General features: G+C 72.7%; 16 protein-coding genes and 3 tRNA genes. 15 read left to right on the forward strand and 4 right to left on the reverse strand.

The window, feature by feature from the left end; genetic code table 11:
- Positions 1-178: 178 nt before the first annotated feature.
- Complete coding sequence (locus RM844_RS15645) at positions 179-835, reverse strand: NAD(P)H-binding protein (protein ID WP_311667803.1); 657 nt, start codon at positions 833-835, stop codon at positions 179-181.
- Between the two features lie 51 nt (positions 836-886).
- The gene (locus RM844_RS15650; protein WP_394814514.1) at positions 887-2,098 is read right to left on the reverse strand and encodes an amidohydrolase family protein; all 1,212 of its coding nucleotides are present in this window, start codon (positions 2,096-2,098) and stop codon (positions 887-889) included.
- Between the two features lie 179 nt (positions 2,099-2,277).
- On the opposite strand from RM844_RS15650, the gene RM844_RS15655 reads away from it, so the two are divergent.
- From RM844_RS15655 to RM844_RS15690, 8 genes are all read left to right on the forward strand, one after another.
- Positions 2,278-2,350 (forward strand) — tRNA-Thr (locus RM844_RS15655).
- A gap of 47 nt (positions 2,351-2,397) precedes the next feature.
- Positions 2,398-2,470 (forward strand) — tRNA-Met (locus RM844_RS15660).
- Between the two features lie 93 nt (positions 2,471-2,563).
- The gene (rpmG, locus tag RM844_RS15665) at positions 2,564-2,728 is read left to right on the forward strand and encodes a 50S ribosomal protein L33 (protein ID WP_077059582.1); all 165 of its coding nucleotides are present in this window, start codon (positions 2,564-2,566) and stop codon (positions 2,726-2,728) included.
- A 171-nt stretch (positions 2,729-2,899) separates the two neighbouring features.
- Positions 2,900-3,376 (forward strand): MaoC family dehydratase N-terminal domain-containing protein, encoded by a 477-nt coding sequence (locus tag RM844_RS15670; protein ID WP_311667805.1) that lies wholly within the window; start codon positions 2,900-2,902, stop codon positions 3,374-3,376.
- Positions 3,373-3,813 (forward strand): MaoC family dehydratase, encoded by a 441-nt coding sequence (locus tag RM844_RS15675; RefSeq protein WP_311667806.1) that lies wholly within the window; start codon positions 3,373-3,375, stop codon positions 3,811-3,813. The genes RM844_RS15670 and RM844_RS15675 overlap by 4 nt, the downstream gene beginning before the upstream one ends.
- 124 nt (positions 3,814-3,937) lie before the next feature.
- A complete protein-coding gene (locus tag RM844_RS15680; RefSeq protein ID WP_311667808.1) occupies positions 3,938-4,534 on the forward strand; it encodes a TetR/AcrR family transcriptional regulator in 597 nt (198 codons plus the stop codon).
- 199 nt (positions 4,535-4,733) lie between these two features.
- A complete protein-coding gene (locus RM844_RS15685) occupies positions 4,734-6,227 on the forward strand; it encodes an MFS transporter (RefSeq protein ID WP_311667809.1) in 1,494 nt (497 codons plus the stop codon).
- Positions 6,228-6,352: 125 nt separating this feature from the next.
- Positions 6,353-7,423: a UDP-N-acetylmuramate dehydrogenase gene (locus RM844_RS15690; RefSeq protein ID WP_311667896.1), complete on the forward strand. Its 1,071-nt coding sequence runs from the start codon at positions 6,353-6,355 to the stop codon at positions 7,421-7,423.
- 89 nt (positions 7,424-7,512) lie between these two features.
- Here RM844_RS15690 and RM844_RS15695 read toward each other — a convergent pair whose 3' ends face one another.
- Positions 7,513-8,535 (reverse strand): adenosine deaminase, encoded by a 1,023-nt coding sequence (locus RM844_RS15695; RefSeq protein WP_311667810.1) that lies wholly within the window; start codon positions 8,533-8,535, stop codon positions 7,513-7,515.
- Between the two features lie 118 nt (positions 8,536-8,653).
- Entirely contained in the window at positions 8,654-9,904 is a 1,251-nt protein-coding gene (locus RM844_RS15700) for a pyridoxal phosphate-dependent aminotransferase (protein WP_311667811.1), read from the reverse strand.
- 177 nt (positions 9,905-10,081) lie between these two features.
- Between RM844_RS15700 and RM844_RS15705 the strand changes: the two genes are divergently transcribed.
- From RM844_RS15705 to rplJ, 7 genes are all read left to right on the forward strand, one after another.
- Positions 10,082-10,154 (forward strand) — tRNA-Trp (locus RM844_RS15705).
- 79 nt (positions 10,155-10,233) lie between these two features.
- On the forward strand, positions 10,234-10,497 hold the full coding sequence (gene secE, locus RM844_RS15710; RefSeq protein ID WP_311667897.1) for a preprotein translocase subunit SecE: 264 nt from the start codon (positions 10,234-10,236) through the stop codon (positions 10,495-10,497).
- Positions 10,498-10,539: 42 nt separating this feature from the next.
- On the forward strand, positions 10,540-11,400 hold the full coding sequence (nusG, locus tag RM844_RS15715; RefSeq protein ID WP_311667812.1) for a transcription termination/antitermination protein NusG: 861 nt from the start codon (positions 10,540-10,542) through the stop codon (positions 11,398-11,400).
- Positions 11,401-11,601: 201 nt separating this feature from the next.
- Positions 11,602-12,036, forward strand: coding sequence for a 50S ribosomal protein L11 (gene rplK / locus RM844_RS15720; RefSeq protein ID WP_006130605.1), 435 nt, complete (start codon positions 11,602-11,604; stop codon positions 12,034-12,036).
- A gap of 106 nt (positions 12,037-12,142) precedes the next feature.
- A complete protein-coding gene (gene rplA, locus RM844_RS15725) occupies positions 12,143-12,859 on the forward strand; it encodes a 50S ribosomal protein L1 (RefSeq protein WP_311667813.1) in 717 nt (238 codons plus the stop codon).
- A gap of 191 nt (positions 12,860-13,050) precedes the next feature.
- On the forward strand, positions 13,051-13,974 hold the full coding sequence (locus tag RM844_RS15730; protein ID WP_311667814.1) for a LolA-like protein: 924 nt from the start codon (positions 13,051-13,053) through the stop codon (positions 13,972-13,974).
- A 281-nt stretch (positions 13,975-14,255) separates the two neighbouring features.
- Positions 14,256-14,810 carry a 50S ribosomal protein L10 gene (gene rplJ / locus RM844_RS15735; RefSeq protein WP_311667816.1) on the forward strand — a complete coding sequence of 185 codons (555 nt, stop codon included), beginning with the start codon at positions 14,256-14,258 and terminating at the stop codon, positions 14,808-14,810.
- Positions 14,811-14,844 lie beyond the last annotated feature (34 nt).

The following is a 14,844-nucleotide window of genomic DNA, read 5'->3' on the forward strand; positions in this document are numbered from 1 at the left end:
TCGCGCTCGCTCCTTCGAACTCGTCTTGCTGTGCGGGTCGGACGTCGGACGTAGGACGTCCCACCCGCACAGTAGGGGGCGCCCCGCCGCCCGACAAGGCGGCGGGGCACGGAAGTTCGGTACGGAAACCAGACCTGGAGGCCCGGTGCCGACCCCGGCGCGGACGGCCCGGCCCGGCTCAGCCCAGCTCGACCAGCGCCTGCGGGATCGGCGTCTCCCCGTTCACCAGATCCAGGGTCAGCCCCGCCGTGCTCGGCCGCTCCAACAGCGCCGCCAGCACCGCCGCCACGTCGTCCCTGGTCACCGTCCCGTACCCGGTGCGCGGCGCCAGCCACACCCGACCGGTGCCCGGATCGTCGGTCAGCCGGCCCGGCCGCAGCACCGTCCAGTCCAGCCCGGAGCGCGCCCGCAGGTCCGCGTCCGCCGCGCCCTTCGCGCGCAGATACGCCGCGAACACCGGGTCCGTGCCGGCCGGCGGCTCCTCGTCCACCCCGATCGCCGACACCATCAGGTACCGGCGCACCCCGGCGCGCAGCGCCGCGTCCGCCAACAGCGCCGCCGCCGCCCGGTCCACCGTCTCCTTGCGGGCCGCCCCGCTGCCCGGCCCCGCGCCCGCCGCGAAGACCACGGCGTCCGCGCCGGCCAGGTGCCGGGCCACCTCCTCCTCGCCCGCCGACTCCAGATCACAGACCAGCGGCTCGGCCCCGGCGGCCAGCAGGGCGTCCGCCTGCTCCCGCCGCCGGATCAGCCCGGCCACCTGGTCGCCCCGCCCGGACAGCAGCTTCTCCAGCCGCTGGGCGATCTTGCCGTGTCCACCCGCGATGACAGTGCGCATACCCCGACCGTAACGCCCCGCCGGCCACCCGCCCGACGCCAGCGCGCCGCGTCAACCCGCCTGCTGCCGCGGCAGTTCCCACGCCGCCCGGCCCGGCGGGCCGGCCGGGAACTCCCGCACCGCGCTGGTCCTGGCGACGATCCGGCCCCGGTGGAAGACCAGCCGGCTGTAGCCGAGCGAGAGCGCCTCGGCCACCGAGTCCCCGCGCACCGCCAGCAGTTCGGCCGGCCCGCCGGCGACCACCCCGCCCGGCGCCGGCAGCCCGAGCACCGTCCTGGCCAGCGGCCCGACGGCGTTGTACGCCGCCAGCGGCGCCCGCTCCCCGGCGGCGGCCAGCAGGAACGCGGCCTCCAACGGGTCCCCGCGCCCCACCGGGTGGGCCGCCGACCGCAGCGCCCCGCCGCCGGCCGCCACCAGCACCCCCGCCGCCGCCAGCGCCCGCACCGGGGGCTGCCCGGCGCCGGGCGGCGCGCAGCCACCCTGCGGCAGGCAGACCACCCGCACCCGGCCGGCCGCCAGCCCCTCGCCGAGCCGGCGCAGCGCCGGGGGCGCCAGCCGGCCCAGGCCTCCGGCCGGGCCCAGGCAGAGCCCTCGCCAGCCGCCACCGGCCGAGGCCACCGCCACCAGCCGGGCCAGCCAGTCCCGGTCGGCGGCCCCGGTGTGCAGGTCGACCGGCAGCCGGTGCTCGTCCGCCAGCGCCAGCACCCACATCAGATGCCCCACCGGGTCCGGGTCCAGATCCGGCGCCCCGCCCACCACGTCGGCGCCGCGCGCCACCGCCTCCCGCAGCCTGGCCCGCTGGTCGGCGCCGGCCCGGCCGGTGAGCGGCCCGGGCAGCGCCACCGTGGTCAGCTCGGCCAGCCCACGCAGCGCCCGGCCGGCCCGCAACGCGGCCAGCAGCGCCGCCAGCCCCCGGTCGTCGCTGACCGTGACGTGGCCGCGCTGCGCGGTGGCGCCGTGTCCCAGCTGGAGCAGCGCGGCCTCGGTGACCCGCCGCTCCACCGCGCCGGGGCCGGCCGGGCCGCCGGCCGCGGTGAGCGCGGTGTCGTGGTGCGCGTGCGGCTCGGCGGGCGCCGGCAGCAGCAGGTACCCGGACAGGTCGACCAGGTCGCCCGGCCGGTCCGGGTGGAGTGTGCCGGCCGGTGCCACCGCGGCGATCCGGCCGTCGGCCAGCGCCACGTCGACCAGCCGGCCGTCGGCCAGCCGTGGCCCGCGCAACAGCAGTTGGTCGGCGGGCGGGGGGTCTGGCGTCACTTCCGACATCGCGCTCCCAGCTCAGGCGACGGGTGCGCAAGCGAGCGTAGGCGCCGGGGGGCCGGCGGCCCCGGACGCACCCCGGGAGCCCGGGAAAGTCATAAGAAAAGCCCACCGCTCGCCCCGAGCGGCCGGGTGGCCAATGGATTTCGCCTTCCGCCGGGGACGGTGTAATCTCTTGAGCGCTCGCCCCAATAGCTCAGTCGGCAGAGCGTCTCCATGGTAAGGAGAAGGTCAACGGTTCGATTCCGTTTTGGGGCTCTGGGGTGTCAAGCTCTCATCCGTTGGATGAGGGTGGCTCACTCTGTGGCGGCGTAGCTCAGTCGGTAGAGCAAACGGCTCATAATCGTTGTGTCACCGGTTCAAGTCCGGTCGCCGCTACTCTCAGTAGCCGATTGCGGGGTCGGTCCTCCGATCGGCTACTCTCTCTGTGTTCAATAGGTTTTACCCGTCCATCCGTCAAGGAGCACTCACGTGGCTGCCACCGACGTCCGCCCGAAGATCACGCTGGCCTGCGTGGAGTGCAAGGAGCGGAACTACATCACCAGGAAGAACCGGCGTAACGACCCGGACCGCCTGGAGATGAAGAAGCACTGCCCGCGTTGCAACGCGCACACGGCCCACCGCGAGACCCGCTGACCCAAGCAGCGTTCGTGCCGGGTCCCTGAGGTTCGCTTCAGAGCCCGGAGTCTGGTCATGCGAAGCCGCCCCCGGCACCGCCGAGGGCGGCTTCGTGCTGTCCCGGGCCGGGCGACCGGCCCGGGCCCGACCCGACCTCATCCCCAGTCCCAGGATGCGAGGAGACCACCGATGCCGCTCGACCAGTCCTTCGTGGGGCGGAGCTACCCCCCCACCGAGCCCTACGAGGTGGGCCGGGAGAAGATCCGTGAGTTCGCCGAGGCGATCGGGGACGACAACCCCGTCTACACCAGCCAGGAGGCGGCCCGCGCGCTCGGCTACCCGGACGTGATCGCCCCGCCGACCTTCGTCTTCCTGGTCAGCTACCGGGCCGCGTTCCGGGTCGTCCAGGACCCGAAGCTGGGCCTCGACTACAGCCGGGTGGTGCACAACGAACAGAAGTTCACCTACGTCCGGCCGCTGCGCGCCGGCGACCGCCTCGCGGTGACCTCGACCATCGAGGCGATCAAGTCCCTGCGCGGCAACGAGGTGCTGACGGTGCGCGGGGAGCTGCACGACGAGACGGGCGCCCACGTGGCGACCGCGTACACCAAGCTGGTGGCCAGGAGCGCCGAGGCGGACGCCCCGGCCGAGGAGGGGGCGCGATGAGCCGGATCGCCTACGCCGACGTCGAGGTCGGCACCGAGCTGCCCGGCCAGGTCTTCCCGGTGGACCGCGCGACCCTGGTCCACTACGCCGGCGCCTCGCTTGACTTCAACCCGATCCACTGGAACGAGCGGTTCGCCGTCGAGGTCGGGCTGCCCAACGTGATCGCGCACGGCATGTTCACCATGGCCGAGGCGATCCGGGTGGTCACCGACTGGGTCGGCGACCCGGGTGCGGTGCTGGAGTACGGGGTGCGGTTCACCAGGCCGGTGCCGGTGCCGGACGTGCCGGCCGGCGAGGTGGCGGCCGAGATCGAGGTCAGCGCCAAGGTCGCGGCCAGGCTGGACGACGAGCAGCGCACCGTCCGGGTGGACCTGACCGCGCTCAGCGGCGGGCAGAAGGTGCTGGGCCAGGCCCGCGCGGTGGTCCGGCTCGGCTGAGTCGGGTCTTTCTCCCCCGCAGGCGCGCGCCGGCGCCCGCGGGGGGCGCTCGTTCTCGGGGGCGCGACCAGTCGGGCAGGCCCTCGGGTTGACATGGTTAGTGATCGACCAATAACTTTCTTCCATGGCACGGGAGAGCGGCCGCATGTCGGCCGAGGAGCGACGCGAGAGCGTGATCCGCGCGGCCGTGGTCGAGTTCGGCCGCGCCGGGTACGCGGGCACCTCGACCGCCGCTATCGCCAAGCGGGTGGGGGTCTCGCAGCCCTACCTCTTCCGGCTCTTCCCGGACAAGCGGGCGATCTTCCTCGCCGCCGCCCGCCGCTCCGTCGAGCGGATGCGGCGGCGGTTCGAGCAGGCATCCGAGGGGCTGGCGCCCCAGGAGGCGCACGACGCCATGTGTCGGGCGTACCCCCCGATGATCGCCGACCGGGACGATCTGCTCTTCCAGATGCAGATGTATGTCGCGGTCAGCGCCCGGGAGGGCGAGGGGGACGAGGAGTTCGGCGCGGAGATCCGCGCCCTGTGGGCCGAGACCTGGGATTCGATAAGGGACCGCCTCGGCGGTGACCCGCAGCTGACCAGGGACTTCTTCGGGATAGGCATGCTGATCAACGTCTCGCTGGCGATGGGCTTCCCCGAGGGGCATCGGGTCTGGGAGACGCTGGACATCTTCGAGCAGCTTCCTGCTTCCGGAGGGGGGAGCGAGGAGAGCGCCGGCTGAGCCGTCGCGTCGTGCCGGCCCGCTCTGGTCCGGCTTCCGTCGACTGACCGCCCGCCCCGGGTCGGGGTGGTGTGCGGGCCGGGCACCCGTGTGTCCGTGAAAGTTATTGAGCAATCAATTACCCGCGTATATCGGGCGATACCGAGCCGCGCGGATCGGTCGGGCGCCGCGGGCGCGGCTCCCGGACAGGAGGGGAACCATGGACCAGTCGGCACACACCACCGCACCGCCCTCGGGAGGGGCGTCCGCGAGCCCGGGCGGCGGCAGCCTCGTCTGGACCCTGCTGATCGTCGGCGCGGCCACCTTCATGGCCGCCCTCGACAACCTGGTGGTCACCACGGCGCTGCCGGTGATCCGTGACGACCTCGGCGGCCGCCTCTCCGACCTGGAGTGGATCGTCAACGGCTACACCCTGCCGTTCGCCTGCCTGCTGCTGCTCGGCGCCGCGCTCGGCGACCGCTTCGGGCGGCGCCGGGTCTTCGGCCTCGGCGTGCTGGTCTTCACCGTCGCCTCGGCGGGCGCCGCCCTCGCCGGCACGACCGGCCAGCTGATCGCCGCCCGCGCCCTCCAGGGCGCCGGCGCCGCCGTGCTGATGCCGCTCAGCCTCACCCTGATCGCCGCCGCGGTGCCCAGAGAGCGGCGCGGCATGGCCTTCGGGATCTGGGGCGCGGTCAACGGCCTGGCGGTCGCCGCCGGCCCGCTGGTCGGGGGAGCGATCACCGAACACCTCACCTGGCAGTGGATCTTCTGGCTCAACGTCCCCATCGGCCTGGCCCTGGTGCCGCTGAGCCGGCGCTACCTCGTCGAGAGCCGGGGCGGCGACGGCCGGCTCGACCTCGTCGGCACCGCCCTGGTCAGCGCCGGCCTGTTCGGCGTGGTGCTCTCCCTGGTCCGCGGCCACGAGCACGGCTGGTCCTCGGGCCCGGTGCTGCTCGGCTTCGTCCTCGGCGGGCTGCTGCTGGTCGCCTTCGTCCGCTGGGAGCTGTACACCGACGCCCCGATGCTGCCGATGCGCCTCTTCCGCTCCCGCACCTTCAGCGTGGTCAACGCGGCCAGCCTGCTGATGTTCGCCGGCATGTTCGGCGCGATCTTCCTGCTGACCCAGTTCCTCCAGCTGATCCAGGGCTACTCGCCGACCGAGGCGGGCCTGCGGATGCTGCCCTGGACCGCCATGACGCTGCTGGTCGCGCCGGCGGCCGGCGCGCTGACCGACCGGGTGGGCGGCCGGCTGGTGGTGGCCTCCGGCATGGCGCTGATGGCGCTCGGCCTCGGCTCGCTGGCGGCGGTCGCCGATCCGGCGGTGAGCTACGCCGCCCAGATACCGGGCTTCGTCCTCTCCGGCGTCGGCATGGCCATGTTCTTCGCACCGACCGGGGCGCTGGTGCTCAGCGCCGTCAGCCCACCCGAGGAGGGCATAGCCTCCGGTGTCAACAACGCGCTCCGCGAGGTGGGCGGCGCGCTGGGCGTCGCCGTGCTGGCCTCGATCTTCGCCGGCCAGGGTGGGTACGAGACGCCCCGGGCGTTCACCGACGGGCTGGTCCCGGCGCTCTGGGTCGGCACCGCGCTGCTGGGCGCGGCCGGCGCGCTGATGCTGCTGGTCCCGCGCCGCGCCCCCGGGCCGGTCGGGCCCGTGCCCGGCGAGCCGGCCGAGCCGGCGGTGGCCGCCGCGCGGCCCGGGGCGGCCGTCCGCTGAGCCGCCCGACGGCGCGCGGCGCCCGGGGGCGGTCCGGCGGCCGGCCCCGGGCGGAGCCCGTCTCGTATGGTGGCTGGGTGCTGGAAACTCCTGATCCCTCGCCCGTCCCACCCGTCTCGTCCGCGCTGTCCGCTCCGTCCGCCGCGTCGGTCCCGTCGGCCCGGCTGGCCCCGCTGACGACGCTGCGCCTGGGCGGGCCGGCCGACCGGCTGGTGACGGCGACCACCGACGAGGAGATCGTCGAGGCCGTCCGCCGGGCCGACGCGGCCGGCGAGCCGCTGCTGGTGGTGGGCGGCGGCAGCAACCTGGTCATCGCCGACACCGGCTTCCGCGGCACCGCCCTGCGCATCGCCTCCAGCGGCGTCCGGCTCGACGGCACCCGGCTGGAGCTGGCCGCCGGAGAGGACTGGTCGGCCGCCGTGGCGCGGACCGTCGAGGCCGGGCTGGCCGGGATCGAGTGTCTGGCCGGCATCCCCGGCTCGGCCGGCGCCACCCCCATCCAAAACGTGGGCGCCTACGGCCAGGAGGTCTCCTCGGTGATCACCGAGGTGGTCGCCTACGACCGGACGGCCGGCGAGACGGTCACCCTGCCGGGCGCCGAGTGCGGCTTCGCCTACCGCACCAGCCGCTTCAAGACCGACCCGGACCGCTTCGTGGTGCTGCGGGTCCGCTGCGAGCTGACCGACGCCGGCGGCCTCTCCGCCCCGATCCGGTACGCCGAGACCGCCCGGCTGCTCGGCGTGGAGCCGGGCGGCCGGGTCCCGCTGGCCGACGCCCGGCAGGCCGTGCTCAAGCTGCGCGCCGGCAAGGGCATGGTGCTCGACCCGGAGGACCACGACACCTGGTCGGCCGGCTCCTTCTTCACCAACCCGGTGCTGGACGAGGCCGCCTTCGCCGCCTTCCGCCAGCGGGTCGCCGACCGGCTGGGCCCCGACGTGACCCCACCGGCCTACCCGGCACCCGAAGGCCACACCAAGACCTCGGCCGCCTGGCTGATCGACCGCGCCGGCTTCACCAAGGGCTACGGCACCGGCCCCGCCCGGATCTCCGGCAAGCACACCCTGGCCCTCACCAACCGCGGCGAGGCCAGCACCGCCGACCTGATGGCCCTGGCCCGCGAGGTCCGCGACGGGGTGCGCGCCGCCTTCGGCGTGACCCTGGTCAACGAGCCGGTGCTGGTCGGCACCAGCCTCTGACCCGCCCCGCCGCCCGGTCCCGCCCCGCCGCCCGGTCCCGCCCCGCCGCCCGGTCCCGTGGCGCGGGGCCGGCCGGGGCCCGGCCGGGCTCAGGCCACCGCCAGCCACTCGTCGATCTCGACGAGGACCTTGTCCCGGACATCGGCCGGCGCCGCCGACGCCCGGATCGACTGCCGCGCCAGCTCGGCCAGTTCGTGGTCGGTGAAGGCGTGGTGCTCCCGCGCGATGCGGTACTGCTCGGTCAGCCGCGAGCCGAAGAGCAGCGGGTCGTCGGCGCCCAGCGCCATCGGCACCCCCGCGTCCCACAGCGTCCGCAGCGGCACCTCCTCCGGCCGGTCGTAGACGCCGAGCGCCACGTTGGAGGCCGGGCAGACCTCGCAGGCCACCCCCGCCTCCGCCAGCCTGGTCAGCACCGCCGGGTCCTCCGCGGCCCGCACCCCGTGCCCCACCCGGGCCGCCCCCAGGTCGGTGAGGCAGTCCCGGACGCTGATCGGCCCGGCCAACTCGCCGCCGTGCGGGGCGGCCAGCAGCCCGCCCTCCCTGGCGATGGCGAAGGCCCGGTCGAAGTCCCGGGCGAAGCCCCGGCGTTCGTCGTTGGAGAGCCCGAAGCCGACCACGCCCTGGTCGCGGTACCGGACCGCGAGCCGGGCCAGCGTGCGGGCGTCCAGCGGATGCTTCATCCGGTTGGCGGCGACCAGCACCCGCATCCCCAGGCCGGTCTCCCGCGCGGTGACCCGCACCGCGTCCAGGATGATCTCCAGCGCCGGGATCAGCCCGCCCAGCCGCGGCGCGTACGAGGTCGGGTCCACCTGGATCTCCAGCCAGCGGGAGCCCTCCCGGACGTCCTCCTCGGCCGCCTCGCGCACCAGCCGGCGGATGTCGTCCGGCTCCCGCAGGCAGGACCTGGCCAGGTCGTACAGCCGCTGGAAGCGGAACCAGCCCCGCTCGTCGGTGGCGCGCAGCTTCGGCGGCTCCCCGCCGCGCAGCGCCTCCGGCAGGTGGACGCCGTACTTGTCGGCCAGTTCCAGCAGGGTGGCGGGCCGCATCGAGCCTGTGAAGTGCAGGTGCAGATGCGCCTTCGGCAGGGAGTTGAGGTCACGAACACGAGCCATTCCAGGATCTTGCCGCAACTCGGCCACGCGCCCAAACCCGATCGCCCCGGAGGGGCGCCGACCCGAGCCCCAGTTCGGGCCGGTCGCACCTCCGGGGCGACGTTCGGTACCGTCCGGCTCAGCGGGCGTCGGCCAGCAGCTTCTGCAGCCGGGAGATGCCCTCCACCAGGTCGTCGTCCCCGAGCGCGTAGGAGAACCGCAGGTAGCCGGGGGTGCCGAAGGCCTCGCCCGGCACGACCGCCACCTCGGCCTTCTCCAGCAGCACCTCGGCCAGCTCCAGGGTGTTCGCCGGGCGCTGCCCGCCGATCTCCCGGCCCAGCAGCTCCTTGACCGACGGGTAGGCGTAGAAGGCGCCCTTGGGCTCCGGGCAGGTGACGCCGTCGATCTCGTTGAGCATCCGCACGATGGTCGTGCGGCGCCGGTCGAACGCCTCCCGCATCCGGACCACCGCGTCCAGGTCGCCCGAGACGGCGGCCAGCGCGGCGGCCTGGGCGACGTTGCTCACGTTGGAGGTCGCGTGCGACTGGAGGTTGCTGGCGGCCTTGATCACGTCGTTCGGGCCGATCACCCAGCCCACCCGCCAGCCGGTCATCGCGTACGTCTTGGCGACGCCGTTGACGATCACACACCGGTCGGCCAGCTCGGGCACCAGCGTCGGCAGCGAGCTGAACTGCGCGTCCCCGTAGACCAGATGTTCGTAGATCTCGTCGGTCAGCACCCACAGGTCGTGGTCGACGGCCCACCGGCCGATGGCCTTGGTCTCCTCGGCGGAGTAGATCGCGCCGGTCGGGTTGGACGGCGAGACGAAGAGCAGCACCTTGGTGCGCGCGGTGCGGGCCGCCTCCAACTGCTCGACGGTGGCCAGGTACCCGCTGGTCTCGTCGGTGTCCACGAAGACCGGCACACCGCCGGCCAGCCGGATCGACTCCGGGTAGGTGGTCCAGTAAGGCGCCGGGACGATCACCTCGTCACCCGGGTCGAGCAGGGTGGCGAACGCCTCGTAGATGGCCTGCTTGCCGCCGTTGGTGATCAGCACCTGACCGGCCTCGACCTGGTACCCCGAGTCGCGCAGCGTCTTGGCGGCCACCGCCTCCTTCAGCTCCGGCAGCCCGCCGGCCGGGGTGTAGCGGTGGAACCGCGGCTCCCGGCAGGCGGCCTCGGCCGCCGCCACGATGTAGTCGGGGGTCGGGAAGTCGGGCTCCCCGGCGCCGAAGCCGATCACCGGGCGGCCGGCGGCGCGCAGCGCCTTGGCCTTGGCGGTCACGGCCAGGGTGGCGGACTCGGAGATGGCGCCGATCCGGGCCGAGACCCGGCGCTGGGCCGGCGGCGCGACGGGCGGTTGGGCAGGGGGAGGAGTTGCGGCACTCATGGGGGCATCGTCCCAGACCGTCCCGCGCCCCGGCATCCGGGTTCGCGCCCGGCCGGGGCCTCGTCCCGGCCGTCCCCTGGGCCCCGTCCGCACCTACCGTTCGACGGCTGGGCTTTGACCACGTACACTCCTCTGCGGTGGCGCCCGATGCGGTAGGTTGTCGGGACCACACGGTAAAGGGTCGTAGCTCAATTGGTAGAGCACTGGTCTCCAAAACCAGCGGTTGGGGGTTCAAGTCCCTCCGGCCCTGCTACACAAAGTGAAAAGCCGTCCGGGTGGCCGGGCGGCTTATGACCATGACCGGGATCGGGTGAGGACGAGTGGCTGGGATCACGGACTCCGTTGAGGCGCCGGAGCCCCGGGGCGAGGGCGGCGCCGGTCGCCGTGGCCGTCGAGCCAAGAGGGGCCCGCTGGGCAAGCTCGCGCTCTTCTACCGCCAGGTCGTCGCCGAGCTCCGCAAGGTCGTCTGGCCGTCGCGCCGGCAGCTGACCACGTACGCGACAGCGGTGATCGTCTTCGTAGTCGTCGTCATCTGCATCCTGACCGTGCTTGACTGGGGATTCAGCCGAGCCGTTGATTTCGTCTTCGGCTGATGTGCCATCTCTCGTAACGAAAGTCAGGAAGAAGCAGCTACCGTGTCTGACCCGAACCTGAACGACGCCTCCCCCGAAACCCAGGGCGAGGACACCGCGCGCGACACGGTCGAGGTGGCGGACGCCGCGCTGGGCGACGTCGAGCAGGCGGCCACCGAGACCGATGCGGACGAGTCCGCCGAGGCGCCCGGCGAGCGGCTGGCCGACGACGAGGCGACGGACGAGGCAGCGGCCGACGAGGCCGAGGAGCCGGCGGACGAGCCGGCGGAGCCCGTCGCCGAGCCGGTGGACCCGGTCGCGGCCCTCCGCGAGGAGCTGCGGGCGCTGCCCGGCGAGTGGTACGTCGTGCACACCTACGCGGGCTACGAGAACCGCGTGAAGACAAACCTCGAACAGCGGGCCGTCTCGCTCAACGTCGAGGACTACATCTTCCAGGTCGAGGTGCCGCAGGAGGAGGTCGTCCAGATCAAGAACGGCGACCGCCGCACCATCAAGCAGAACAAGCTCCCCAGCTACGTGCTGGTGCGGATGGACCTCACCAACGAGTCCTGGGGCGTGGTGCGCAACACCCCGGGCGTCACCGGCTTCGTGGGCAACGCCTACGACCCGTACCCGCTGACGCTGGACGAGATCGTCAAGATGCTGGCCCCCGAGGTCGAGCAGCAGGCGGCGGCCGAGGCCGCGGCCGAGGGCGGCGTCTCGACCGGCGGCCGCCGGGTGGAGGTCCAGGTCCTCGACTTCGAGGTCGGCGACTCGGTCACGGTCACCGACGGCCCGTTCGCCACCCTCCAGGCGACGATCAACGAGATCAACGCCGACTCCAAGAAGGTCAAGGGCCTGGTGGAGATCTTCGGCCGCGAGACCCCGGTCGAGCTGAGCTTCGACCAGATCCAGAAGAACTGACCGGCCGGAGACGGCCGGGGGAGTGCCCTCGCGGGGACCGCACGGTCCCTTCGGGGGCACTCCTGTCCGCGGTGGGCGGGCGGCCCGAATTTTGGGCCGGTGTCCCGACCCGCTACCGTGGTGCGGTATGCCTACCGCCGGTTGGCCCAAACCGCCGGCGGTGGCGACATCACCTCTCGATAAGACCCGGAGAGAGAGCACATGCCTCCCAAGAAGAAGAAGGTCACCGGGCTGATCAAGCTCCAGATCCAGGCAGGCGCGGCCAACCCGGCCCCGCCCGTCGGTCCGGCGCTCGGCCAGCACGGCGTCAACATCATGGAGTTCTGCAAGGCCTACAACGCGGCCACCGAGTCGCAGCGTGGCTGGGTGATCCCGGTGGAGATCACGGTCTACGAGGACCGCTCCTTCACCTTCATCACCAAGACTCCGCCCGCCGCCAAGATGATCCTCAAGGCCGCCGGCGTGGAGAAGGGCTCGGGCGAGCCGCACAAGACCAAGGTCGCCAAGATCACCCGCGACCAGGTCCGTGAGATCGCCACCACCAAGATGCCCGACCTCAACGCGAACGACCTGGACGCGGCCGAGAAGATCATCGCCGGCACCGCCCGTTCCATGGGCGTCACCGTCGAGGGCTGACCAGCGACAGCGGGGGGCCGAGGGCATCGGCCACCCGATCCGTGGCAGGGCCAGGCGCTGGCCCGGACCACCACTCCTCAACCAGACCGAACGCTCAGGAGCAGCAGTGAAGCGCAGCAAGAGCCTCCGTGGCGCGGACGCCAAGGTCGACAGGACCCGCGTCTACAGCCCGCTTGAGGCCGTCCGGCTCGCCAGGGACACGGCGACCACCAAGTTCGACTCGACCGTCGAGGTCGCCTTCCGGCTGGGTGTCGACCCCCGCAAGGCCGACCAGATGGTCCGCGGCACCGTGAACCTCCCGCACGGCACCGGCAAGACCGCCCGGGTCCTGGTCTTCGCGACCGGTGACCGTGCCGCGGCCGCGGAAGCCGCCGGAGCCGACATCGTCGGCTCGGACGAACTGATCGACGAGGTCGCCGGCGGCCGGCTGGACTTCGACGCCGTCGTGGCGACCCCCGACCTGATGGGCAAGGTCGGTCGCCTCGGCCGGGTGCTCGGCCCCCGTGGTCTGATGCCGAACCCGAAGACCGGCACCGTCACCCCGGATGTCGCCAAGGCCGTCACCGAGATCAAGGGCGGCAAGATCGAGTTCCGGGTGGACAAGCACTCCAACCTCCACTTCGTGATCGGCAAGGTCTCGTTCGACGAGTCCAAGCTGGTGGAGAACTACGCCGCCGCGCTGGAGGAGATCCTCCGGCTCAAGCCCTCGGCGGCGAAGGGGCGTTACCTGAAGAAGGCCGTCATCTCCACCACCATGGGCCCCGGTGTGCCGGTCGACCCGAACCGCACCAGGAACCTGCTCGTCGACGACGTGCTGGCCTGATCTCCCGGGCCCACGGGGCCCGTTGGCATCGCGGTCCCGGCCTGGCCAGGGCCGTCGTGAGGCGTCCGTTCCGGTTCTGTCACAGAATCCGGGACGGGCGCCTTCGCCGTGCGGCCGGACACCTAGAGTGGTGCCCGGGGGAGAGCCCGTGAGGGCAGGTAGCAGACCCGTGAACGTACTTGGGGGGACACATGCGTAGCAGGTACCGACTCCTGACCGGCATCGCCGGTGTGGCGCTGCTGGCCGGTACGGCGGCCTGTGGCAGCGAGGACGGCTCCGACGCCGAGGGGCGGGGCGGCGAGCGGAACGGCTCGGACGTCACCGACATCTCCGCCGCGCTCCAGGCCGCAGCGGAGACCACCGCCGGGATGAACTCCGCGCGCTTCGAGGGCGAGATGACCGCCCCGGCCGCGGCCGGCGGCTCGATGACCATGACGGGCGTGATGAGCTGGCAGCCCGCGCTCGCCATGGAGATGAACATCACCAGCGACGAGCTGGCCGGCACCCCGGGCGCGCCCGAGGAGATGGTGGTCCGCTGGGTCGACAACGTCATGTTCATGAACATGGGGCCCGAGTTCCAGGCCGAGATGGACGGCCGCGAGTGGCTCAGCATGGACTTGAACGCCATCGCCGAGGAGAGCGGCGACCCGGCGATGGCCGACGCCATGGCCATGGGCCTGGAGTCGACCAACCAGGACCCGGCCCAGCAGATAGCCATGCTGCTGAGCGCCCCGGGCATCGAGGAAGTCGGCGAGGAGTCGGTGAACGGCGTCCAGACCCGCCGGTTCAGCGGCACCATGAGCGTCGAGGACGCCCTCGCCCAGGACCAGAGCGGCGTCACCGAGCTGCTGACCGAGGAGGAGCAGCGGCAGCTCGTCACGGCGATGGAGCAGCAGGGCATCGAGAGCTACGACATCGACGTCTGGATCGACGGGAGCGACCTCCCGGTGCAGATCCGGCAGGCCTACGACACCGCCGAGGGCCCGGTGGAGTACGAGGTGCGCTACTCGGACTTCAACACCGACGTCTCGGTCGAGGAGCCGGCCGCGAACACCGTTCTCGACTTCATGGAGCTGCTCGCGGAGTTCCAGGTCGAGGCGGACTCACTGGCCTGAGCCGGTCCCGTCCGGCCCGATTTGCCTGACCGTCGCCCCCTCACGTACGCTGCCCGACGAAGCCAGAGACCGCTGGTTGTCGCCTTGTTTCCCGCTCGGGATTCGAGGCGGCCGAAGGACCGCTCACGCGGCGACCCGCGCAGGTGTTCGTGGAAGTGTGCGTATGGATGTCGTCCATGCGTTACGCCCTGAGCGCCTGCGCCCAGGGCGTTTTCGTTTGTCGGACCCTTCTGCCGCGGTTGCTGAATACCTGCGGAAGAACCGGAAGGAGGGCCGAGATTATGGCTAGTTCCGACAAGGGCGCGGTCGTCGCGGAGATCAAGGAGCGCTTCGAGGCGTCCAACGCCGCTGTGGTCACCGCCTACACGGGGCTGACCGTGGCCCAGCTCAAGGAGCTGCGTCGCTCGCTCAGTGAGAACGCCCAGTACCGGGTGACCAAGAACACGCTGACCAAGATCGCGGCCAACGAGGCCGGGGTCAGCGGGCTGGACGAGTTCTTCAAGGGCTCCACCGCCGTCGCCTTCGTGACCGGGGACCCGGTCAACGTGGCGAAGGGCCTGCGTGACTTCGCCAAGGACAACCCGGCGCTGGTCATCAAGGGTGGCGTCCTGGAGGGCAAGCCCCTCACCGCTGAGGAGATCGTCAAGCTCGCCGACCTGGAGTCGCGCGAGGTGCTGCTCGCCAAGCTGGCCGGTGGCATGAAGGCGTCGATGGCCAAGGCCGCCGCGACCTTCCAGGCGCCGCTCACGAAGTTCGTCCGCACGGCAGACGCCCTGCGGGACAAGGTCGAGCAGGGTGGTGCCGGTGCGCCGGCCGCCGCCGAGTCCGCCGAGTAACCACGGAGACGTTCGCGTTTCCCGGTTCTCACGG

It is taken from the genome of Streptomyces chisholmiae (assembly GCF_031845445.1).
GTDB lineage: Bacteria > Actinomycetota > Actinomycetes > Streptomycetales > Streptomycetaceae > Streptomyces > Streptomyces chisholmiae.